Annotated in this window: 26 protein-coding genes and 1 tRNA gene; 19 read left to right on the top strand and 8 right to left on the bottom strand. The window is 57.3% G+C overall.

Going from position 1 to position 19,592, the window contains the following annotated elements:
* Positions 1-235 (bottom strand): hypothetical protein (locus B9N72_RS21005; RefSeq protein ID WP_143477885.1); only part of this gene is annotated, 235 nt, incomplete at its 3' end.
* Positions 236-471: 236 nt separating this feature from the next.
* On the opposite strand from B9N72_RS21005, the gene B9N72_RS19170 reads away from it, so the two are divergent.
* The 13 genes from B9N72_RS19170 (at position 472) to B9N72_RS19120 (ending at position 7,797) form a co-directional block, all read left to right on the top strand.
* Positions 472-675: a helix-turn-helix domain-containing protein gene (locus tag B9N72_RS19170; protein WP_085277802.1), complete on the top strand. Its 204-nt coding sequence runs from the start codon at positions 472-474 to the stop codon at positions 673-675.
* Positions 676-711: 36 nt separating this feature from the next.
* Positions 712-2,124: a hypothetical protein gene (locus B9N72_RS19165; RefSeq protein WP_085277801.1), complete on the top strand. Its 1,413-nt coding sequence runs from the start codon at positions 712-714 to the stop codon at positions 2,122-2,124.
* A gap of 352 nt (positions 2,125-2,476) precedes the next feature.
* Entirely contained in the window at positions 2,477-2,767 is a 291-nt protein-coding gene (locus B9N72_RS19160; protein ID WP_085277800.1) for a hypothetical protein, read from the top strand.
* 195 nt (positions 2,768-2,962) lie between these two features.
* Complete coding sequence (locus tag B9N72_RS19155) at positions 2,963-3,397, top strand: hypothetical protein (RefSeq protein ID WP_085277799.1); 435 nt, start codon at positions 2,963-2,965, stop codon at positions 3,395-3,397.
* 69 nt (positions 3,398-3,466) lie between these two features.
* Positions 3,467-3,943 carry a hypothetical protein gene (locus tag B9N72_RS21000; protein ID WP_143477884.1) on the top strand — a complete coding sequence of 159 codons (477 nt, stop codon included), beginning with the start codon at positions 3,467-3,469 and terminating at the stop codon, positions 3,941-3,943.
* Between the two features lie 17 nt (positions 3,944-3,960).
* The gene (locus tag B9N72_RS19145) at positions 3,961-4,422 is read left to right on the top strand and encodes a hypothetical protein (protein ID WP_143477883.1); all 462 of its coding nucleotides are present in this window, start codon (positions 3,961-3,963) and stop codon (positions 4,420-4,422) included.
* Complete coding sequence (locus B9N72_RS19140; protein WP_085277796.1) at positions 4,419-4,670, top strand: hypothetical protein; 252 nt, start codon at positions 4,419-4,421, stop codon at positions 4,668-4,670. The genes B9N72_RS19145 and B9N72_RS19140 overlap by 4 nt, the downstream gene beginning before the upstream one ends.
* Before the next feature lie 4 nt (positions 4,671-4,674).
* Positions 4,675-5,580: a hypothetical protein gene (locus B9N72_RS19135; protein ID WP_085277795.1), complete on the top strand. Its 906-nt coding sequence runs from the start codon at positions 4,675-4,677 to the stop codon at positions 5,578-5,580.
* Positions 5,581-5,583: 3 nt separating this feature from the next.
* A complete protein-coding gene (locus B9N72_RS19130; RefSeq protein ID WP_085277794.1) occupies positions 5,584-5,907 on the top strand; it encodes a hypothetical protein in 324 nt (107 codons plus the stop codon).
* A complete protein-coding gene (locus B9N72_RS20995) occupies positions 5,904-6,374 on the top strand; it encodes a hypothetical protein (RefSeq protein WP_143477882.1) in 471 nt (156 codons plus the stop codon). Before B9N72_RS19130 ends, B9N72_RS20995 begins: the two co-directional genes overlap by 4 nt.
* Positions 6,374-6,613: a hypothetical protein gene (locus tag B9N72_RS20990; RefSeq protein WP_143477881.1), complete on the top strand. Its 240-nt coding sequence runs from the start codon at positions 6,374-6,376 to the stop codon at positions 6,611-6,613. The genes B9N72_RS20995 and B9N72_RS20990 overlap by 1 nt, the downstream gene beginning before the upstream one ends.
* The gene (locus B9N72_RS19125) at positions 6,606-7,166 is read left to right on the top strand and encodes a hypothetical protein (RefSeq protein WP_143477880.1); all 561 of its coding nucleotides are present in this window, start codon (positions 6,606-6,608) and stop codon (positions 7,164-7,166) included. The genes B9N72_RS20990 and B9N72_RS19125 overlap by 8 nt, the downstream gene beginning before the upstream one ends.
* Before the next feature lie 340 nt (positions 7,167-7,506).
* Positions 7,507-7,797: a hypothetical protein gene (locus B9N72_RS19120; RefSeq protein ID WP_143477879.1), complete on the top strand. Its 291-nt coding sequence runs from the start codon at positions 7,507-7,509 to the stop codon at positions 7,795-7,797.
* Positions 7,798-7,996: 199 nt separating this feature from the next.
* Here B9N72_RS19120 and B9N72_RS19115 read toward each other — a convergent pair whose 3' ends face one another.
* The 4 genes from B9N72_RS19115 to B9N72_RS19105 form a co-directional block, all read right to left on the bottom strand.
* Positions 7,997-8,299, bottom strand: a complete 303-nt coding sequence (locus B9N72_RS19115; protein ID WP_085277791.1) for a hypothetical protein — start codon at positions 8,297-8,299, stop codon at positions 7,997-7,999.
* Positions 8,300-8,430: 131 nt separating this feature from the next.
* Positions 8,431-9,507 carry an HIRAN domain-containing protein gene (locus B9N72_RS19110; protein ID WP_085277790.1) on the bottom strand — a complete coding sequence of 359 codons (1,077 nt, stop codon included), beginning with the start codon at positions 9,505-9,507 and terminating at the stop codon, positions 8,431-8,433.
* 283 nt (positions 9,508-9,790) lie between these two features.
* Positions 9,791-9,949 (bottom strand): hypothetical protein, encoded by a 159-nt coding sequence (locus B9N72_RS21150; protein WP_159453056.1) that lies wholly within the window; start codon positions 9,947-9,949, stop codon positions 9,791-9,793.
* A gap of 322 nt (positions 9,950-10,271) precedes the next feature.
* A tRNA-Tyr gene (locus B9N72_RS19105) sits at positions 10,272-10,356 on the bottom strand.
* Between the two features lie 472 nt (positions 10,357-10,828).
* Between B9N72_RS19105 and B9N72_RS19100 the strand changes: the two genes are divergently transcribed.
* The 5 genes from B9N72_RS19100 (at position 10,829) to B9N72_RS19080 (ending at position 15,299) form a co-directional block, all read left to right on the top strand.
* On the top strand, positions 10,829-11,422 hold the full coding sequence (locus B9N72_RS19100; RefSeq protein ID WP_085277789.1) for a BPSL1445 family SYLF domain-containing lipoprotein: 594 nt from the start codon (positions 10,829-10,831) through the stop codon (positions 11,420-11,422).
* A 280-nt stretch (positions 11,423-11,702) separates the two neighbouring features.
* Positions 11,703-12,335 carry a LemA family protein gene (locus B9N72_RS19095; protein WP_085277788.1) on the top strand — a complete coding sequence of 211 codons (633 nt, stop codon included), beginning with the start codon at positions 11,703-11,705 and terminating at the stop codon, positions 12,333-12,335.
* Positions 12,335-13,198 (top strand): TPM domain-containing protein, encoded by an 864-nt coding sequence (locus tag B9N72_RS19090; RefSeq protein WP_085277787.1) that lies wholly within the window; start codon positions 12,335-12,337, stop codon positions 13,196-13,198. The genes B9N72_RS19095 and B9N72_RS19090 overlap by 1 nt, the downstream gene beginning before the upstream one ends.
* Before the next feature lie 2 nt (positions 13,199-13,200).
* Complete coding sequence (locus B9N72_RS19085) at positions 13,201-13,698, top strand: TPM domain-containing protein (protein ID WP_085277786.1); 498 nt, start codon at positions 13,201-13,203, stop codon at positions 13,696-13,698.
* A gap of 212 nt (positions 13,699-13,910) precedes the next feature.
* Positions 13,911-15,299 (top strand): sodium-dependent transporter, encoded by a 1,389-nt coding sequence (locus B9N72_RS19080; RefSeq protein ID WP_085277785.1) that lies wholly within the window; start codon positions 13,911-13,913, stop codon positions 15,297-15,299.
* Between the two features lie 110 nt (positions 15,300-15,409).
* Here the strand turns inward: B9N72_RS19080 and B9N72_RS19075 are convergent, their stop codons facing one another.
* Positions 15,410-16,408 carry a L,D-transpeptidase family protein gene (locus B9N72_RS19075; RefSeq protein ID WP_234986057.1) on the bottom strand — a complete coding sequence of 333 codons (999 nt, stop codon included), beginning with the start codon at positions 16,406-16,408 and terminating at the stop codon, positions 15,410-15,412.
* Between the two features lie 60 nt (positions 16,409-16,468).
* On the opposite strand from B9N72_RS19075, the gene B9N72_RS19070 reads away from it, so the two are divergent.
* Entirely contained in the window at positions 16,469-17,008 is a 540-nt protein-coding gene (locus B9N72_RS19070) for a L,D-transpeptidase family protein (RefSeq protein WP_234986055.1), read from the top strand.
* Between the two features lie 128 nt (positions 17,009-17,136).
* Here B9N72_RS19070 and B9N72_RS19065 read toward each other — a convergent pair whose 3' ends face one another.
* The gene (locus tag B9N72_RS19065) at positions 17,137-17,454 is read right to left on the bottom strand and encodes an Lpp/OprI family alanine-zipper lipoprotein (protein ID WP_085277783.1); all 318 of its coding nucleotides are present in this window, start codon (positions 17,452-17,454) and stop codon (positions 17,137-17,139) included.
* A 422-nt stretch (positions 17,455-17,876) separates the two neighbouring features.
* On the bottom strand, positions 17,877-19,544 hold the full coding sequence (locus tag B9N72_RS19060; protein WP_085277804.1) for an alkaline phosphatase D family protein: 1,668 nt from the start codon (positions 19,542-19,544) through the stop codon (positions 17,877-17,879).
* Between the last annotated feature and the right edge of the window lie 48 nt (positions 19,545-19,592).

Raw genomic sequence — 19,592 nt, 5'->3', positions numbered from 1 at the left:
CCCAGTTGTGAATCCATGTTCTGATGCTCTCGCCGCTGATTCGCAACACGGCGGCAACGGTGGCAATGTCCTGACCTTGGTTGACAGCAATCAACGCCTTGCCGCGCAAGCGGAAATATTCCTTGGGGTGTGCTTTGGCTAATTGTTCAAGAGTGCAGACTTCAGCTTCATTCAAGGTCAATGTGAGTTTACGCATCGTCGAACCGGCATCAGGGAGATACGCAAACAGAAGCAAAAATCATTCCAACTTAGTTGTGCGGCACTACTTACATACCCCGTAAACCTTATCCCAATTACCTTCAAGACAATGGGCTGGTGTTTTCACCAGCCCATTTTGTTTTGTTCCGAATTTAGAAATTGGGTTTAAAAAACCGTGGCAAGCGGAATTTGCTTTGCGCCGTTTTGCGGGAGTAGCTTTAGGCCCATATCACGTGCCGGCGCATTCACCGGAATTGCTAGAGGTGTATCACCATGGCCATCGCTAAAGTAGATTCCGCATTCGAACGTCTCAGCAATCCCGAGGCAGCGCAATATCTCGGCGTGAGTGTGCACACGCTGGATAGTTGGAGGTGCATCAAAAAGCCATTTATTCCGTATCTAAAAGTCGGGGCGCGAGTGTTCTACCGGAAAGCCGACCTTGATGCGTTTCTGGCGGCGAATACCGTGGAAGGCTGAGATGGGCGGCTAATAGTACAAAGAGGGGGGCTGATTATGGAGTCTGTAAAAGGAAACGCGCCAAGGGAAGGGAGAGCCCGGCGCGCTAAGGGTACTGATGCTGAATCCGAGGATATCACATTCCGGCGCGAACTGAAAAAAGTCCGTCAGCACCTGAAGTCCACCGACGACGACCCTGCTTTGCGGTGGCTCTACTGCCACGCGCCGCCGGGCATTAAGCATTACATGAATTTTTTCATGGACAATTCACTTTGCCCGCATCCGGCCTACGCCATGATTAGCGCGCTTTTCCTCATGCAGTCGCTGTTCGGTCGCCAAGTCGTCGGCCCGCACCAGAACAGAATGAATCTGTGGCTGCTGTTTCTCGCGCCGACCGAATCGGGCAAAGGCGACATTTTCAAGCTGGCCAAATACGCGCTCAAGGAAATCGGTGCAATGCGGACCGACAATAGGGTTCCGCTTAGCCCATCCATCCCCCACGCCGAAAGGCGATTCGGTTCGGCGGAAGGTCTGTGGTGGCTGCTGGCAGAAAAAAAGCAGGTTATATGGGCCGATCCGGAATTCGGCCAGACCCTCGGCAGACTGATAGCCGCGCAGAATGGCACGCATGACTCGCATATCAAGGGGGCCATTATCGACGCCTATGACGGGGCGGAAGAGGAAACGATCCAGCCGACGCATTATTCACAGCGGAATAAGAACGCCGAGAAAATGCCGCCGCTGCATTTTCCGTTTTTTTCCATCGTCGGCACGGGGGTGCCGGAGAACCTGAAGAAAATTACTGCCGACGCTTCGGAAGAGGGTCTGTTGAACCGGTTTCTAGTTGTCGCGGTAGAGGAAGCGCCAGACGGCGACGGCGCGCTAGGCGATTACGCCCCCCTGCCAGACAGGTTTTTGAAATGGCTTCAGCGCGAGCATGTTGTAAAAGCGCTCACCCGCTTTTTTCAGGGCGAACTTGTCGGCGGGGATTTTTACCAGCCCATCACTCTGCCGTGTTACGACGGAATAAACGAAGACTGGCAGGAAAACCGGCGCTACGGTGCCGCCATGGCGAGGAAAAACCCCGGCGTCTGGGGACGCTTCGCCCAGAAGATTCTGAAGCTGGCGACGATATACGCCATGGCCGACAACGGGTGCATTACGCGGGAAGGGTTCATGTGGGCACGGAATTTCGTCCTGTGGACGATACGGGATTTCGAGCGTCAGTTTCAGGCGCAGGGCGGCGGGGCGGAAAACGAGATGGACGCGCTGGGGAGAGCTTTCCTGTCCGTGTTCGACGCACCCAGCCTGAAAGGGAGGGAACCGCTGCCCATGAAGGTTTTTTCGCAGTACAGCCGCAAATGGGCCGCGTGCAAGGACAGGTCCACCCGCTGGCGAGTGCTCGAAGCGCTGATGGATGACGGTCTCATTAAGGAAGAAAACGGCGGCTTCCGCAGGCTTCGGGATTAATAGCTGGCGGGGGATATCAAGACTCCACCCAAGGCCAGTATAGGTAGACAGGTAGACACCAAGGTAGACCTCACCGTCTACCGCTGAAATCCTTGCTGTATAAGGGTTTTAGACTTTAGGTAGACAAGTAGACAGACAGATATATAACACCATTTTTTTATTTTCCCGATGGTGAAAGTAATTTTTGATTTCGTTTTTTCATTTTCTTGATGTCTACCGTCTACCTGTCTACCTGAAAGGCTGAAAGCCTTGTAGTTATTGGCTTTAAGCTATTGGCATGTGTCTACTTGGGCGTCTACCGAAGGTGTTTGGTAGACAAGGCCGTGGGTGGCGGGTGAATTCGGAGGGCAAAATGAAAGAAATCAAGTTGGCGCACCCGTCGCACTTTCGGACGGTGATGACCACTCAGGAGGCCGAACGGTTGCTGGCTGCCGGCTGGCGACTGTGGACCGACACCCAAGCAGTAAATGCGAACGCCTTGAAGCAGCGGCGCGTGCGGCGGAAGCGGAAAGAGGCCGGCCAGAAACGTGTTACCGCCTACCTGTCAGCTGACACGTTCGCGGCCCTGATGGCGTTGAAGCAGCCGGGTGAGACTAACGCAGAACTGTTCGCCAGAATGGTCAAGATACTGCACCTATTGTGATAACAGCCTTGTATCGGGCATACAGTTTTCAAATTCCGCAGAGCGGAACAGCAGTCAGGCCGCCCAGCCGAAAATCATTGTTTTTCGGACGATTAGTCCGCACAACGACGAATCAGGAACCCTTGCTGCGTTTGGGTTTCGCGGGTGAAACATGCGCCGGGGTTACAGTCGGGGCCACACTGAGGGGTTTACGCCATGAACTTGCCCAAAATCCGCCGCCTGATCGCCAAGGTTCAAGCCGGCGACAAGAGAGCCTTGGCCACCCTGGTTGAGTGGGGCCAGGAGGCTGCTGTGGGCGTTATTCTCGCGTCGAACGACCCTGTGCCTACATGGGCACGCTGGCACCTGCTACAGGAGCACCAGTGTCGCCATACCCCGAAGCCCGGCAGGGTGACCGCTGCCATTGAGCGTAACAAGGCGGAAGGTCAGGAGTACCGCGACAAGGTAAAGGACAAGGCCTGGGTGATTCCCTTCACCAGCATCAAGCCACACAAGCGTGTTAAGGCGTTGGAAGATTTCATGATAGAAAACGGTGCCGGCTACTTCGGCCTGGTTCGGATACCCGACCGCAAAACTTTGGCCCGGATAGTTGATGAACTGGTTGTAGCCGAGCAAAAAGGACGCCAGTAACCGGCGTCCCGCAGATAACTGTACGGCCATGGTCATAGCTTCGTGAACCCTCTCATGGAGACAGCAACCATGGCAAACGCACCAGCCACCACCGAAAATGACCACTCCCTCCCCGCTAGTACCCCTGCATTGCGTCGGGACGCCTGCAAGCTGGCCGAATACTGCAACAGCACATGGCGGGTCGTAGCGCCCCGCAATACGCCAAGAAAGCGACTCACACAGCCCGATTGGCTCAGCGTGGTGGCAGACCAATTCCAGGCATATGACGTGATCCGCGTGGTCTGTGAGGATCGCTCGTTCTTCGCAGAGCTGTTGGTGCTGGAGGCGGGCAAGGGCTACTGCCAAGTCATCGAACTGGCCTTCCACCAGTTGCCGGTGCTGTTGGTTTCGGGCGATGCCCTCCCCGCAAACCATACGATTGAGCATGCTGGGCCGGAAAAACTCTATATCGTTCGTCGCCTCTCCGATGGCATTGTGTTGGGCGAAGGTTTTGCAAGTCGCGATGAAGCTGTCGAATTTCTGATCAGCCATGCCACGCTGCGGTGATGCCCATGGACCCGGAAATGCAGCTGAAAGTCTACGCGCATGTGCAGGCCGTGGCCCGGCAATTTCTGGCGTGGCGTGGCTCGCTCGAAAGCTTAATTGTTTTTATCGTCTACAGCATGGGGGAAGCCGCACCGCCACCCGACCGCCTGGATAATTTCCTCCGCCGTGAATCTACACAGACGACTCTTGCGGGTCGCTATGAAACGGCTTTATTCCGTGCCGCCGATAAAACCTTCCGATTGATTTGTCTGGCGACCACCACCGATCCGAACACCGCCCGAAAACGATTGGCCCACCTTCCCGTCAGCCGAAGTACACAGTGTGCCCATTGCCTTATTGACGAAAAAGGTTTTGCCAATATCGACCTGGTGCAGGAATTGGATGTGTATAAGCTTCCGACCGGTCGCTATCTCCATAAATGCTGCCAAAAACCCTATGCCAGAATCCGCAGCCTCGCTGAACGGGAGAATTCCGCATGAAAACTGTTTCTTTTTGGAGTGCCCTCGACTTGATCCGGCAAGCCGCTGAAAAAGGCCCATGGACGGGCGACATTGATGCACTTCTGGGGTTAATTGTCGGTAAGTCAAAAATTTCAGCTAGTTACCGCCAGTGGCTCAAAGAGGAATTGCAGACAGAAGAAACTGTGCACGCCTTGAAACGGCGCGGGGTGGATTTCCGCGCGACCGGCGGTGAAATCCGGTTTGGCTTATTTCAAAATGGGGGGTGATTAAATGAGCGACTATGATTTGGTGCCGAATGACGACTTCGGCGATATCCAGCCATATAGCCAACCCAACACACCGCTTGCGCCAATCGAAAATGAATCTTGGGCTATTCCCGCGCCGGATTTCATCGACGATCACCAAAGCTTTTCCAATACCTCGCCGCAAATTTTTGGTTCTGCTTTTCCCGGCTCCATGCAGCAGGCGGAACAAGCAGTCAGCCAAATAGCTAATGTTTTCAGGGCCGACGCCGCTAAAATGAGGCTGGATAGTGCCCTTGTGGATGCTGCAATTACATGGTTCAAGACCAACGCGCTGTTGCCGGTGGGGCATGTGGAAAAGCGCCACCGATACGATTTAACCGGCTACTCGATCCCGAGGTCTGATCGTGACGCTGTGACCAGCTTTTTAAATTTCATGGATCGGCACGGTGCGCCGCAAAGATTCGTCACCACAACTCTTTGGTGGCTTTCCGAGTTATTCAAACAATCCCAGCCACAACAACAATCCGCATCGCAAGATTCCATCACCGACGCTGAATGGGATTATATTGAAAAACGCGCCCCTGCCGATCAGGCGAATTGCGAGGCTATTCTCAGAAATCATTGGGGGAACCAATTCCCCATCAATTTACGGCTGGCCAAAAATTACTTGGCGACTTTGCCAGTCGAAGAACGGGATAAACTGACGCAAACCGTTTGCAAAGGGGGGATTCTCTCGGGAAACACGCCCGAAGTGGTGCTGGCCCTGTATAAAGCCGCGATTGGCGGTGATCGCATGCCGAAAAATGGGCCGGCCATCGCTGCTGAAATTGCCAGCATTGAAAATTTGATGAAAACGAATCGCAAGGCGTATTTAGCTGACGAAAATTTGCAAGCAAGGCTGCGTGAACTTTATACACTGAGGGGGTATTGAGTCATGTCTTACAATCCGTCTGGATTAAGGAAGATCGCCGATTTAGGCTTCGCCTCTACCGGCAGCGCCAACGTTTGGGTTTACAGTTCGAGCGATGCCCATGCCACGGTGGAAGGCGCCAATTACTTTTTTGGGTGCGCCTTCGGCTCAGCCAGTTCAAATGCTGTAGGCATGCAAATCGGCGACATTGTGATTGTGCGGAACATCAGCACAGCCGGAACCAGCGCATGCACCCTGCATGCTGTTTCCAGCATCAGCACCAGCACATCGTCGCCGCCCAGCTACCATCCGGTGCTGCACGCCACCATTTCGGCAGCATCGTCATGAGCACCCTTGCCCGGCTGGCTCGCAAGTCCAGCCTGACCGACGCCGATATCGAGCGAATAGCGGCTGCCGTCGCCGGCCATGCCCCTACTCCGTCCGAACCGCCGCCAGCGGGGCCACAATCGCCCCGGATGCGTGCCTTGATGCGGCAGATGCATTCCCCTGCGCCTGTCAGCCAACGCCCGTCAGCGCCCGCTGCGACCGCTCATCGCAACGAAGCCGCCGTCGCCCCGCGCCCGACGATGCGCCCGATTCCAGCCGGTGAAATCCCCGTCATCGTTCGTAACGATAATTTTGGGCGGATGAACGCGGTGCAAATCGGCGGCCAGGATTTTCACATTACGCGTGACAGTAATGGTTTTATTAAAGCGCTGGTGAATGCCGACGGTGCCGGCGTTCTCATAACTCGACGTGATGCAAATGGGAACATTGCCGGCTTGTTAGCGACACCACCGAGGTGGGCTTGCTAATGGACAAATTATTTTCTGGAAGCCTAAAAGAACTGGCCGATTTTCAACAATTGTTGGCCGAAGCGGCGGCCCTGCATTATTTTTTGCAAAAACCTGCGGTAGCGGAAGCGCTGGCCAACCCCTGTGAAATCGGCACGACAGAAATCGAGTTGGTCATTTTAGATAGAATATTGCTCGTTCGGCTTGAATGGCACCCGGGCGGCGTTTCAATTTCACTTAGCGAGAAAAAAGATGGCTAATTCCGTTGGAAGGCCAAAAGGACTCCCAAAGGCACTTAATTCCGGCAGGAAGAAAGGCACCCGCAATAGCAAACCGCGTACGCCCGATGAAGTGCGGGAAAGAATCCGACTCGACATTATTGCGGCCTACGAATCCGAGGGTGGGGTGGAATGGCTGAAGAAAATTATCCGGGATCACCCTTTGGCTTTTCTTTCTCAAGCCTTCAGCCGGATAGCACCCGTGGCACCGAAACCTGATGAGGCCATCCCCAGCAATACCACGGTGAATGTGAACCAGCTTAATACACTTGATCTGGCCAAATACATTGCCTTCGCGCTGAATTCGGCACTGCACGAAAACCCTGCTAGGGTAATCGATCACCAGCCGGGGCCGGCTAAGCCCTACACACCCGAAGCCGCTGCGCCTGTCCACGTATCCACGGATAGCTTGGAAGAGCAAGCCAGACAGGCGGCGGCGCGTGATCTGGTGGCAAACACGATTGAGCAAGACGTGACGACGTACCACGGTTCGAGCCGTGAACAGGGCATTGTGAAAAAGCGCAATTTGATATGAATACTTTCTCTAGCACCTCACTCTCAACATTGCCCACCGTCGCCCTCGCCGCGCTGGCGATGCACGCCGCCGCCACGCCGCCGGTCGCACCCGATTTCAGTGCGACCTCTTCGACGGCGTACCGCGTCAAAACGATTTTGGGCGGCGACAGGGAAAGATGGGGTGGCTGAGCGGCGCTATTTGATATGCCCCATGGTGGAAAAGACCAAATAAACAACAGAATCGTATAAGCGCCACTAAAAAACAGATAGGTGCAACACTTCTTTCTGGAATTTCCTTATTGCTCCATGAAAATGAAGGAAGTAGCCTGATAGCACCTCAACAACATTTGGTGGGCACCATGAAAACCGCTGATGAGCTGACTTACATTTTGAAAAAAGATGCCGAATTAACAAGGACGGCGATTGCTCTCATTAATGAAGCTGGCCTTGCAGGTCTAAACATCCCGCACGATGTCCTTCTAACTACCGAAGAAGACCCATCTATCGAGAAAAAAGCTAAGTGCTGGCGAGAAAGAGAAGACGGTGATCTGTTGGTCGTCGAGGTCGAGCCTGGAGTTCCGAGCAGCCGTTTCTACTCGCTCTTTTTGATTCATTTTGCTGATAAGAAGAAAAAATTTGCATGCCGATAGCTCTTCACAACTTCAAATTTTCCGTACTGGCGTGGAGTTGATTGAGGCACGGCAGCATGGCTTGCGGACAATTTAAGTTGTATCGGCGTCGGCTCGGGCGGTGACAGCATGCTGTGTGCAGGATGTTGTCGGCCGCCAAGTCGCCAACCCTGGCGGCCGGCCGCATACGCCCCATGCTTATTGTTATCAAAGGCCAGAATCAGCCTTGCTGTTCATGAAGTAGTTCCCCATACAGGCGCCACCCCGACAGCGTTTCTTGAAGGGCGCAATTGACACTATCGAGGGACTCGGTTGTGCGAACGCGCAGATGAACTTCCTTTTGACCTTCTTGCGGCTCAGATGCCTTGGTGTCCGCGTCCGGGTCTTGCAGACGATGCGCCAGCTCATTTCGAAATTCGCGGAGCGCGCAGATGATTTCTTTCGGGGACTTCTCGCTTGCCATCGGGTCGGAATGGCTAGGGCCATCCCATCGGTAGAAAATACGGTATTCAAATGTGTTCATGTTGGTCTCCTTATGGAGTTGTTAGACTACATCCAGCCTCGCCAATAACTCCAGCTTCTTAAGGCAGGTGCAGCCGCCGACGTGCCAAATGCAAGCGATGCTCTTATGGCACGTCTGTGTGGAGTGCAATGTTAAAGGCCCCGCATTTTATTATGTTCATTGTCGATTGCTCTCAACTTCTCATCACGCTGCTTAGTCAAATTTTGGTATTCGGCTGATTGTTTTGCCTTCCCTTGAAAATAGCCACTTACGAATGGCGAGACCACAAATGCCAATATAAATGAAAAAACAAATAACCTGCCCTCACTTATTTTTGGAATCATGATGGCCAACGCAATAAATATGCCAACAAAAGCAGCTGCAAAGTAAACCCAGAAATTAGTTTTCGGGAGCGTCGCCGTGAATTTCGGAGCGTAGTCATCAATTACCGCTTTTCTTTTTTTAGAGAAGATTTCATCAATTTCCCGTTGCTCTTCTTCAGCGCGCTGCCTCGCAAGTCGGTCTGATATAGGTTCAGTATAGCCGCGACCACTACGTCCTTTTCCCTGCCCATCGTCTGTCAGGTTGTACAAAGCAGCTCCAGAATTTAGCAATGACGAAATTCGCTGGGCCTCCGCCATAGCCAATTTTGACGGAGGAACAACCCTTTCCAGTATCTTGGCTTCGAAGTGCTCTGCTCCAAGACGAGTAAAATCGGATTGAAGAGCGTGATTTGCGTGACATCCAAGTGTCAGGTCCCTCATATGAGCACGGATACGATCTTTAATATTGGTCGATGAGCCAATATATTGCCTACCGGAGTCAATGTTCCAAATTGTGTAGACCCCAGCTTCCGCCGGCATGACTAAAGCAGATTGCCATAGCCTCGAGGCGTGCCTTTGTGCTAATTGTTCATCCGACTGCTCATACACTACTCGAATATCAATGTTTATGTATTTCCCATTTTTTTCGGCATTAGCAATGCCTGCCTCTATAATTTTATTACCATTAATTAGGGCGGCATATTTTGGAGCCAATTCCCGCGATACATGTCCAAGCATTGTGCCAGTTCTCATGATCTTCACGGCAACTGCATTCTTATCATGAAGATTGTCGGGTTGATGCTCTAAGCGAATTGCTGTACCTGTCGATAAAGCGCCTCGCTGCAACAGTTCTGCAGCCTTGTAATATTTAGTTCCTTTGACTGAAATGTTGGCTGATATTCGCATTCGGACCTCTATCTGTTACTCAGATGAAAAACTGTTGTCTTATTCGCTACCACACGGACAATAGCCTCTGTCTGCTTTCGAGCCGCTTACTCAACCTGCGCTTATTGGCAGGCAGTTGACGGTGGTCAGGCACATCGTCATCTAGAGAGACGAACTGACAACAGAGCCGCCGATGGCGCTGCTTGTGCAGCGGCTGTTCTCAGCCTACTAAACACGATATAGACGCGAAACCCCACTACCACAAAACAAAAGGCCCTACGCATTTCGCGTAGAGCCTTTTGTTTTATCCGTGGTGCCAGGCGACGTTGAGCAGGTTGTCGGCGGTGTTGGCGCTGATGGTGACTACGAGGATGGCGTGGTGCGCTGGGCTTTCTTCTTCTTGGAACAGTTCTAGTTGCTGGGGGGCGAACAGGTCGCCCTGTTCGGGGATGGCGGTATCCATGGCGGGGGTTTCCTTAGCGAAATTTTTTTCGCGCCTGCAAAGAAGAAATCAGCGCGTGGTTCAAGTATAGCCTGTGCTGTCCGTCACCCGTCACGTCAAGGCTGGCCCGGCCATGGGCTAGAAAAAGGAACTTGAACGTGTGATTCGAGTCGTAAAAGAGCAACAGTGTGTTGTTTCTGGCTCTTCGTTGTAACCCCCGTGTAGCCCCGGACCTAAAAACAAAAGGGCCTCGCATCGCTGCAAGGCCCGTCGTTATTAGCTTTCATGGCAGGAACTACACCTGCCGGCCACGGAACAAATGCCCGGGCTTTTTATCGAATACTGGTGGAGGGAGAAGGATTCGAACCTTCGAAGGCAGAGCCGTCAGATTTACAGTCTGATCCCTTTGACCGCTCGGGAATCCCTCCTGAAGAGCGGCGAATAATATCGATTCCCGCTTGTGGCGTCAATGCATGGCAACGTTTTTTTGCCGGCAAAGTTATCCACCCTGATGTACAGGGTTTTCCTGACCGGTCGGGAAGGCCGAAGCTGGCTTGCCTCCCGGTCGCCTGTGTCCTGCATCAGGGTGCTATAACCGAGGACAGGGCTCGTAGCCCCTCTACCGTGGTATGCCAAGGAGTCGTGCTATTTCAGGCCAGGGTCATGGTGCATGGCTGTGGTCGGTTCTCGGCGGGCTGACGTTGTATACGCTTGGCTACTTGCTTCATCTCATCTTTCCATCACCATCGTTGCCGTATTGCTTCAGGTCATCCGTGGGGGCTGTGCCGTTCACGGTCGCGGCAGGCGGTGCTGGGACGATTCGATCCCACGCACTTCAACTGCCTTCCACCGGGGCAATTGTGTTCCCCGGTACTACCTCGAGACCATCAGGAGGACGATATGCGAACCAGAAAGTTATGCATTGGATTAGTGGCAGCATTATCGGTGTTGGCCAGCGGCTGCACGACCACCACCAGCAAGATGAGCGAATCACCTTCGACTCGCTCGATGAGTGCGGCGAGCCAGGCACGTGAAATCGACGCCGGGTACGACGCCACGTTGGCACGCCTGTACAGTAACGCCCCAAGCTCCCGCGCCTTGGTGGCGAAAGCACACGGTGTGCTGATCTTTCCGTCGGTCATCGCGGCCGGGCTGGTCGTCGGCGGCGAGTACGGCAAGGGCGCGCTGAGGGTTGGGGGCAAGCCTTCTGGCTACTACCAGACGGCGAGCGCCTCGTTCGGCTGGCAGATCGGGGCCCAGTCGAAGGCCATCATTTTCCTGTTCATGACGCAGGACGCGCTGAACAAGTTTCTCGCCGGGTCGGGCTGGACCGTTGGCGCGGACGCCTCGGTGGCGCTGCTGAAAATGGGTGCCAATGGCGATATCGACCTGAATACGGCGCAACAGCCGGTGGTGGGTTTTGCTCTGACCAACAACGGCTTGATGGCGAACCTGACGTTTGAAGGCACCAAGGTTTCCAAGCTGAACCTGTAGCCGGCAGGCGGGGAGGGCTCTCCCCCCCCCCCATTCCTCTTGCTGTAGCACTTTCTGCAATGGCGGCAGTCGTCATGGTCACGTCGACTGCCGCTGTGGTGTGCACTGGCCTGTCTCGGCGATGAAATCCGGGCACCCCTGTTCTCCCAGCCTCTCACCTCGATGTCATTTTGTCTTTTGTTGCCGGTTAAGCTGTAATGAAATGATTCAGGGCAGCCCGATGCAGAGCCGAACGATGCCGGCTCTGAGTGCTTGGCTGCCACATCCAAAGGGGAATCGAATGCGCCAGTTATGGACCGCCTTGCTTGCCGTCATGCTGCTGAGTTTGTCCGGCTGCGGCTACAACACCTTGCAATTCAACGACGAACAGCTCAAGGCCAGTTGGTCTGAAGTATTGAACCAGTACCAGCGCCGTGCGGACTTGGTGCCGAATCTGGTCAACACCGTCAAAGGCTACGCCGCGCATGAGAAGGAGGTGCTGACGCAGGTCACCGAGGCGCGCTCGCGGGTAGGCAGCCTCCAGATCACGCCAGAACTGGCCAACGATCCGGACGCCCTGGCCAAATTCCAGTCGGCCCAGGCCCAACTCAGCGGCGCCCTGTCGCGGCTGCTGGTGGTTTCGGAAAACTACCCGCAGCTCAAGGCCGATGCCAACTTCCGCGACCTGCAAGCACAGCTCGAAGGCACGGAAAACCGCATCACCGTTGCCCGCAATCGCTACATCAAGGCGGTCGAGCAGTACAACGTCACCGTGCGTAGCTTCCCCTCCAACCTGACCGCCATGGCGTTTGGTTTCAAGGTGAAGCCCAACTTCACCGTGGAAAACGAACAGGCGCTCTCCACCGCGCCGCGCGTCGATTTCGGTAGCGCACCGGCACCGGCGCAAACACCCAAGCCGGCAGGGAGCTACTGATGTCATTGTGGCGTGCACTTCGGGGTGTACTGCTTAGTGCCGTTCTGGGCTGGGGCTTGCTTGCCGGCGCCCAGCAGGTGGCGGTGCCGCCGCTGAGTGCTCACATCGTCGATCAGACCGCCACCTTGAGTCCGGAACAGACGGCGGCGCTGGAGCAGACGCTACGGACCTTTGAGACGAACAAGGGCAGCCAGCTGGCGGTTCTGATCGTTCCGACCACGGGGGAGGAGGCCATCGAGCAATACGCGCTGCGGGTGGTCGAACAATGGAAGCTCGGCCGCAAGAACGTAGACGACGGCGCGCTGCTGCTGGTGGCCAAGAATGACCGCAACCTGCGTATCGAGGTCGGTTACGGGCTGGAAGGGGCGCTGAACGACGCCACCTGCAAGCGCATCATCAGCGAGATCATCGTGCCGCGTTTTCGGCAGGGTGACTTCTACGGCGGCATCACGGCCGGGGTGGCGCGCATCATCGGGGTCGTCAACGGCGAGCCTCTGCCGCCGCCGACAAGAACTTCGGCACAGCGTCAGGTCAGTTTTTCCTCGCTGGCGCCGCTGGTCGTGGTGGTGGCGTTCGTCGTGGGCGGATTCTTGCGTCTGCTGCTGGGCAGGCTGCCGGCGGCGATCGTGACCGGCAGTGCGGTCGCAGTGCTGGCGTGGATGGTGCTGGGGGCGATCTCGCTGGCACTGACGGCGGGTCTGATGGCTTTTTTCTTCACCTTGCTGGGCGGCATGGGCGGGCGCGGCGGCTGGCATAGCGGCGGTGGCTGGTCCGGCGGACAAGGGGGAGGAGGGTTTGGTGGCGGCGGGTTCAGCGGCGGCGGCGGTGGTTTTGGAGGCGGTGGCGCCTCGGGCAGGTGGTGAGCATGAATATCAAACGTATCGTTCGGCACCTGACCATGACGCCCTGGCAAGTCCGACGCTGCTTCACGGCCAGTACCCTGAGCGCAATCGAAGTGGCCATCAAGGACGGCGAGCGACTTCACGCTGGACAGGTGCGCTTTGCCGTCGAGGGTGCCTTGCATACATCGGCGTTGCTCCGTAGCCATACGGCCTGGGCCCAGGCCCTCGACGTATTTTCCCTGCTGCGGGTATGGGACACCGAGCACAATAACGGTGTTCTGATCTACCTGCTGCTGGCGGATCACGATGTCGAGATCGTCGCCGACCGAGGCATTCATGCCAAGGTCGACGCTCAGGAGTGGCAGCGCATTTGCCGGATCATGGAAACGTCCTTCAGCCGTGGCCACTACGAAGAAGGGGCTGTGGAAGGCATCCTCGCGGTCACCCATCTGTTGGCGGAGCATTTTCCGGCGGGCGATCAGCGCGTCAACGAACTGCCGGATCGCCCGGTGGTGCTGTGACGGGCAGGGTGGCATTGTTAGCCCGTGCTCTCGTGCCGCGCATGCCGGTTTGCTGCCGCCCTGCGCCGGATGCCGACGCTTCCTGTTTTGACTTGGCAAGTAGGCCGACCAGGCGATAGCCGGCTTGATCAAAACTTCGTACACTCTCGCCCGAGCGCCCGTCCCCGCCACAAGCGGGACGGGCTTGTCATTTGTTTCAGGCAGAGTTTTCGATGAAAAATCACACTCCACACGCGGCCACGGCGGCAGCGGGCAAAACCCGCGATGCGTTTTCTTCCAGTTTCGGCGTGCTGGCCGCCACACTCGGCTCGGCGGTTGGGCTGGGCAACATCTGGAAATTCCCTTATGTGACGGGGGCCAACGGCGGCGCCGGGTTTTTGGTGATCTACCTCTTGGCTACGCTGCTGGTCGGCTTGCCGGTAATGATTTCCGAGATCATGCTGGGCCGCAAGGCCAAGTCCGATGCAGTGACCACGCTGCGTACCCTGGCCCCGGCGGGACAGCCGTGGTGGCTGATCGGCGCCTTTGGCGTGGTGGCGGCGTTTCTGATCATGGCGTTTTACACCGAGGTGGCGGCCTGGGTGTTTGCCTACGTGTTCAAGGCGCTGCGCGGTGACATCCTCTCCAGCAGCCCGGCGGTCACGTCGGCGGCCTTCAAGGGGCTGATTTCCGACCCGGTGCAGTCGCTGCTGTGGCAGTGGGGGGTCTTGCTGCTGATCGGCGGAATCCTGCTGTTCGGCGTGGCCAAGGGCATCGAGGCCGTGACCAAGAAGCTGATGCCGCTGCTGTTCGTGTTGCTGCTGGTGATTGGCGCACGCAGCCTGACGTTGCCGGGCGCGGCGCAGGGCCTGTCCTTCCTGTTCACCCCGGACTGGTCCAAGATCAGCGGCGAAGTGGTGCTGGTCGCCATGGGGCTGGCGTTCTTCAAGCTCTCCATCGGCATGGGCACCATGATCACGTACGGCAGCTACTTTCGCGACGATCAGAACATCCCGGCCACCACGCTGCGCGTGATGAGCGCCGATCTGTTCGTGTCGATGCTGGCGGGTATCGCCATCTTCCCCGCGGTGTTCAGCTTCGGTTTCCAGCCCGGTGCCGGCCCGGCGCTGCTGTTCATCACCATCCCGGCGGTCTTTGCCAGCATGCCGTTCGGCCACGTGTTCATGGTGCTGTTCTTCGTGCTGGCCGCCGTGGCGGCCACCGGTGCCATGCTGTCGCTACTGGAAGTCCCGGTATCGGTGATGGTGGGTCGCTTCGGCATCAGCCGCGCCCGCGCCACCTTGTTGAACCTGCTGTTGCTGGGGTTGATCGGCTCCAGCTGCGCCTTGTCCAACAGTGTGCTGGCCGACGTCAAACTGTTCGGCATGACCTTCTTCGATCTGTTCGACTACCTGACTTCCAACGTCCTGCTGCCGTTGGGTGGCATCTTCATTTGTCTGTTCGTGGCCTGGGTCTGGGGCAAGCAGAAGATGATGGAGGCGCTGAGCAATCACGGGGTATTGGACAATGGCAAGATCGTGAAGGGCTTGCACGGGCTGCTGAAGCTGGTCACGCCGCTGCTGATCCTGCTGGTGATGTTCAAGGGGCTCGGGCTGATCTGAACCCTGTAGCATGAAGAGCCGCAATGCGGCTCTTTTGCATGGTGCGTCCACCTCGTTGTCGAACGCACGGTGCCGAACTCTTGCTTCTTCGGCCAACCTTTGGCGCATATTTACGGCAATTCGAGATCCTCGCTGGCGGGGAGACGAGGCAGCAGGGCATTGTTGGCATCGATGCCGTAGGGCTCGAAATTGTACGGCTCGACGGGCAACTCGGTGAGCCAGTCGTCCAGGCCTGGTTCGGAGGCCGACAGCGCGACCGGCACCGGTTGCGGGGTGGTGGCCAGTTGCGTTACCCGCTCCTGGTCGATTTCATCGGGCGGCAGGGGCACGGTCGAGAGTGTTTGCGCTACCCGCTGCTCCAGCGGAACCTTGTCCGGGTATTCGTCTACCGGCTCGAAGGTGGCCATCACCCAGCGGCTGCCATCGTTGCCGACCAGCACGGGCTCATCGATCACCCTCACCGGCGTTCCCACCTTCATTTGCGGGAAGATCTGCGCGGCGTCTTCGGGATATAGATGCAGGCAGCCGTGACTGGTGCGCAGACCCACCCCCCACGGCCGGTTGGTGGCGTGGATGAAGATGCCGGGGAAGCCGGTCTGCATCGCCAGCATGCCCATCGGGTTGTCGGGGCCGGGAGGGAAGTATTCCGGCAGTTCGACGCCGTCCTCGCGCAAATGCTCGTCGCGAATGCTCTTGGGAACGAACCAGGCCGGGTCCTTGAATTTGGCCTTGATGCGGGTGGCCCCCAGCGGGGTGGACCAGCCCTCGCGCGCTATACTGATGGGATAGGTGATGACCTGTTTCGGTGGCTGTCCCTTGGCCGTTTCCGGGAAGTAGTACAGCCGCCGCTGCGGGATGTTCAGCACCACGCCCTGCCACGGCTTGGGCGGCAGGATGAACTGGCGTGGCACCACCACGGCGCCGTGCGGCGTCCAGACCGACTGCTCGGGGTTGGCGCGAGCGATCTCCTCGTAGCCGATGTCGTAATGGCGGGCAATGTCGGGCAGCGTGTTGTTGCCGGTCGGTTCGACCACTAGCACCTGGCCCACTACGGTCGAACCGTCGGTCGGCAGCGTAAAGGTAGCTGCAGCCGCGGGGACCAAGCCCATGACGCTCAGCGTTATGGTCAGGACAAGGCGGGCAAGGGGGCGAGACACATGGCGAGGCTGATGCGGTATGCACTGACCCTGGTGTGGCTGGCACTGAGCATGCTCGCTGATGCCGGCACCGAGCGCTGGGTCGAGGTGGATACCGCCGCCCGTACCCTTACCGTGTATGAGGGCAGCCGCCCGCTGCAGCGCTTCGACAACATCTCGGTGGGGCGGGGCGGCGTCGCGCCGCTCCACTACCACGGCGATGGCAGCACCCCGTTGGGCAGCTTCCACATCATGCGCATTCGCTCCCCACACGTATTCGGCAGTTTCTACCAACTCGATTACCCCCGCCCGGAGCATGCCGAGCAAGCTTTTCACGACGGCCGCATCGATGCGGGCACCCGTGACGACATTCTGTTGGCGGCCCGCGCTGGACGGTTGCCGCCGCAATACACCGCGCTGGGGGGCGCCATCGGCATTCATGGTGTCGGGCGTGGAAGCTATCGTATTCATCGCGACTTCAACTGGACTAATGGCTGCGTCGCGCTCAGCAATGCGCAACTGCACCAATTCGCGCGCTGGGCGAAGATCGGCATGCGAGTGGTCATCCGCTGAGAACCTGCCCCGATCTTGCTGCGCGATCCCTGATCGGGGCTCATGTGCTGCTCTTCACCCCGCTGAGGGCCGCTCGCGACAGATCGTGAACAGATTCTGAGCACGAACGCCCACCCGCTCGCTTTCGTCTACTTCATCATGGTTTTCTTGAACATCCGATCCAGCCGCTGATTGGCATCGGTGGCCGTCTGGTTGGCCTGGTTGGCGGTCTGGTTGGACTGGTTCGCCACCGTCATCGCCTGGTCGGCTTTTTTGCCGGCGTTATCGGCCGAGGCCTGGGCCGCGGCTGCGGCTTTCATCGCCTGATCGGCAGTCTGCTGGGCGCGGGTGACATCGGCGCGCAGCTTGTCGACATCCCCCGAGCTGGCACAGCCGCCCAGCAACAGCAGGGATGCCCCCAGTAACGAAGTCAGTACGGAAGTGCGAACGGAACGTGATAGGGACATGGCTTTCCTCCTTCAACTTCAGACAGGATGAAGCGAGTGCTCCGTTCGCCGAAGAAAACAACCGATACTGGGCGTCAAGGCACCCGCCGGGGCGGACCCGCCCCACTAGCTGGCCGGTTCGATGGGAGCACCTTCCGGTTGCGCGGCGCTGGCAGCCGTACCGTCACGGCCAACGCATGCCGATGCATAACCGGAAATCTATCCGAACCGGCCCTACTTCACTAAGAGGGTGGCAATTCATGTTAGTTCAGGCTGACAGCATGCGTATCGCGATGAAATACGGGAATGTCGCCGCACCTCGACGCGGAGGTCATGACGCTGGGATGGCGGCCGCCTCGAAAGACGGCGATGGCCCGAGGACGAGACCGGCAATGGCCCCGAGCAGCGCGGAACATCAGGCGGGCGATCCGCGGTGGCTTGCCTTAATCGAGTACGATGCGGCGTTTGGTGATTTCACCTTCGTCGCCGCCCGCCCAGTTCAATTCGATGATGATTTCCGGATTGGGCCCGGGGCGGGCCCGCACCATCAGGAAGTTGTTGGACCCCGTCAGGGCGTACAGTCGTTCGGTAAAGACATTGTCGTTATTCTCCATGGCGCCGCCTGAACTGATGCCGATCAGGCTCAGTTTGGGTGCCGGCTTGCGGGAGATGGCGCTCGAGGTGGCATGGTAGACCTTGGCGGCGGGGAATTTGCGGTGGCGAATCCTGAAGATCGAGGCGCAGTGCACGTCCCCGCTGAGAAATACTACTTTCTTGCCGGTCTGATCGATGCTTTTGAAGAGGGTCTCCAGGAGCTGGTTGCGTTCCCATTGGTTGGTTTCGTGACCCCACTCGTCCTTGAAATCATCCTTGGCCTCGCCGAGGTCGGCGTAGTTGACCAGTCGATCGACCCAATGGACGACCGGGACCGGAGAGACGATGAACAGCGCATTGGCCTGCTTCACGTCCTCACTTCCCAGCCACTGACGGAAACGGTCGAACTGGGCCTGACCCAGCAAGATGTTCTTGTCGGGTATTTTCTTGCCCTTGTTCTTTTCGACATCGTGGTGGCCGCGCATGTCCAGCACGTAAAAGGCGGCACCGCCATGGCAGAAAGCGTAGTCCCACTGGCATTGGTCGGGGTCCGCCGGGTTGTAGGGCGTAGCGGGATTGTGGCTGTGCTCGTATTCGTAATAAGCCTGGCAGGCGGCTTTCCACATCAATTGCAGCAGCATCAGGTTGGGCTTGCTGTCTTCCTCCTCCCAGAACGAGCAGATTTGCGCCGCGCGCTCCTTCCAGGTCAATGAGCCCCAGCCGTCCATGATCTCGTGGTCGTCCCAGATCATGTACTGCGGAACCTGTTCGAATACCGAGCGCAACTCGGGCACGCTCCAGTAGACGCGGTAATACCAGCGGTAGATGTCGAGCAGGTATTGCTGGATGCCCGCCTCATCGTACTTGCCTTTGCCAAGGGCAAACTTGTCGAGCAGCGCTTTCTTGTTGTCCTTCAGCCAGGACCAGATATCCAGGAAACGATTCTTGCCGTTGGTGTCGACATAGACCTGATCGCCGCCGCCGATCGAGAAATGTGCCCGGGTGTCCCCCAACTGCTCGAGATAGTGTGGCCAGGCCCCGGCGCTACCGTTGTTGCTGATATGGTCGTGGCAGCTGTAGAAGCCGAAGACAATCTCGGACGGGGTCTCCGGCATGGTGCGGAAATGGCGTGGCGCATCGCCGCCGATTTCGGTACGGCGCGCTACCTTGTCCGCATCCAGTTCGCTGGCGATGACCGTGTAGTAGTAACGGGTATCCGGGGTGAGGCCGGGGACGTCGAAGACGTGGGTCAGGCTGTTGTCATGCGTGAAATCATGCTCGCTGAGGTAGGCCGCCGCGATTCCATTACCGGCCAGAAAGGCGGGAACCGTCTTTTCTTCCAGCCGAACCAGGTCGCCGCTCAGCGGGCTCGCCGTGACGACCAGACACCACCTGCCCGGCTGGTAGATACGGACCCAGAGCCGCGTGCTGTTGGCGGTGGTGGCACCAACAATGACGCCACTGGTGAGTTTGCTGTACTTCTGTTCGTTGGATGTCGGATCAAGCAGGGTGGCCATGGTGTCCTCGTAATCGATCGGCTGGCGCGGCACGGCGTTACAAATGCC

It is taken from the genome of Pseudogulbenkiania subflava DSM 22618, assembly GCF_900177275.1.
GTDB classification, from domain to species: domain Bacteria; phylum Pseudomonadota; class Gammaproteobacteria; order Burkholderiales; family Chromobacteriaceae; genus Pseudogulbenkiania; species Pseudogulbenkiania subflava.
This window is presented reverse-complemented; position numbering and strand designations above follow the sequence as displayed.

Coding starts and splice junctions, on each gene's coding strand:
- B9N72_RS19170 (WP_085277802.1), top strand. CDS start 472: ATGGCCATCGCTAAAGTAGATTCCGCATTCGAACGTCTCAGCAATCCC.
- B9N72_RS19165 (WP_085277801.1), top strand. CDS start 712: ATGGAGTCTGTAAAAGGAAACGCGCCAAGGGAAGGGAGAGCCCGGCGC.
- B9N72_RS19160 (WP_085277800.1), top strand. CDS start 2,477: ATGAAAGAAATCAAGTTGGCGCACCCGTCGCACTTTCGGACGGTGATG.
- B9N72_RS19155 (WP_085277799.1), top strand. CDS start 2,963: ATGAACTTGCCCAAAATCCGCCGCCTGATCGCCAAGGTTCAAGCCGGC.
- B9N72_RS21000 (WP_143477884.1), top strand. CDS start 3,467: ATGGCAAACGCACCAGCCACCACCGAAAATGACCACTCCCTCCCCGCT.
- B9N72_RS19145 (WP_143477883.1), top strand. CDS start 3,961: ATGCAGCTGAAAGTCTACGCGCATGTGCAGGCCGTGGCCCGGCAATTT.
- B9N72_RS19140 (WP_085277796.1), top strand. CDS start 4,419: ATGAAAACTGTTTCTTTTTGGAGTGCCCTCGACTTGATCCGGCAAGCC.
- B9N72_RS19135 (WP_085277795.1), top strand. CDS start 4,675: ATGAGCGACTATGATTTGGTGCCGAATGACGACTTCGGCGATATCCAG.
- B9N72_RS19130 (WP_085277794.1), top strand. CDS start 5,584: ATGTCTTACAATCCGTCTGGATTAAGGAAGATCGCCGATTTAGGCTTC.
- B9N72_RS20995 (WP_143477882.1), top strand. CDS start 5,904: ATGAGCACCCTTGCCCGGCTGGCTCGCAAGTCCAGCCTGACCGACGCC.
- B9N72_RS20990 (WP_143477881.1), top strand. CDS start 6,374: ATGGACAAATTATTTTCTGGAAGCCTAAAAGAACTGGCCGATTTTCAA.
- B9N72_RS19125 (WP_143477880.1), top strand. CDS start 6,606: ATGGCTAATTCCGTTGGAAGGCCAAAAGGACTCCCAAAGGCACTTAAT.
- B9N72_RS19120 (WP_143477879.1), top strand. CDS start 7,507: ATGAAAACCGCTGATGAGCTGACTTACATTTTGAAAAAAGATGCCGAA.
- B9N72_RS19115 (WP_085277791.1), bottom strand. CDS start 8,299: ATGAACACATTTGAATACCGTATTTTCTACCGATGGGATGGCCCTAGC.
- B9N72_RS19110 (WP_085277790.1), bottom strand. CDS start 9,507: ATGCGAATATCAGCCAACATTTCAGTCAAAGGAACTAAATATTACAAG.
- B9N72_RS21150 (WP_159453056.1), bottom strand. CDS start 9,949: ATGGATACCGCCATCCCCGAACAGGGCGACCTGTTCGCCCCCCAGCAA.
- B9N72_RS19100 (WP_085277789.1), top strand. CDS start 10,829: ATGCGAACCAGAAAGTTATGCATTGGATTAGTGGCAGCATTATCGGTG.
- B9N72_RS19095 (WP_085277788.1), top strand. CDS start 11,703: ATGCGCCAGTTATGGACCGCCTTGCTTGCCGTCATGCTGCTGAGTTTG.
- B9N72_RS19090 (WP_085277787.1), top strand. CDS start 12,335: ATGTCATTGTGGCGTGCACTTCGGGGTGTACTGCTTAGTGCCGTTCTG.
- B9N72_RS19085 (WP_085277786.1), top strand. CDS start 13,201: ATGAATATCAAACGTATCGTTCGGCACCTGACCATGACGCCCTGGCAA.
- B9N72_RS19080 (WP_085277785.1), top strand. CDS start 13,911: ATGAAAAATCACACTCCACACGCGGCCACGGCGGCAGCGGGCAAAACC.
- B9N72_RS19075 (WP_234986057.1), bottom strand. CDS start 16,408: ATGGGCTTGGTCCCCGCGGCTGCAGCTACCTTTACGCTGCCGACCGAC.
- B9N72_RS19070 (WP_234986055.1), top strand. CDS start 16,469: ATGCGGTATGCACTGACCCTGGTGTGGCTGGCACTGAGCATGCTCGCT.
- B9N72_RS19065 (WP_085277783.1), bottom strand. CDS start 17,454: ATGTCCCTATCACGTTCCGTTCGCACTTCCGTACTGACTTCGTTACTG.
- B9N72_RS19060 (WP_085277804.1), bottom strand. CDS start 19,544: ATGGCCACCCTGCTTGATCCGACATCCAACGAACAGAAGTACAGCAAA.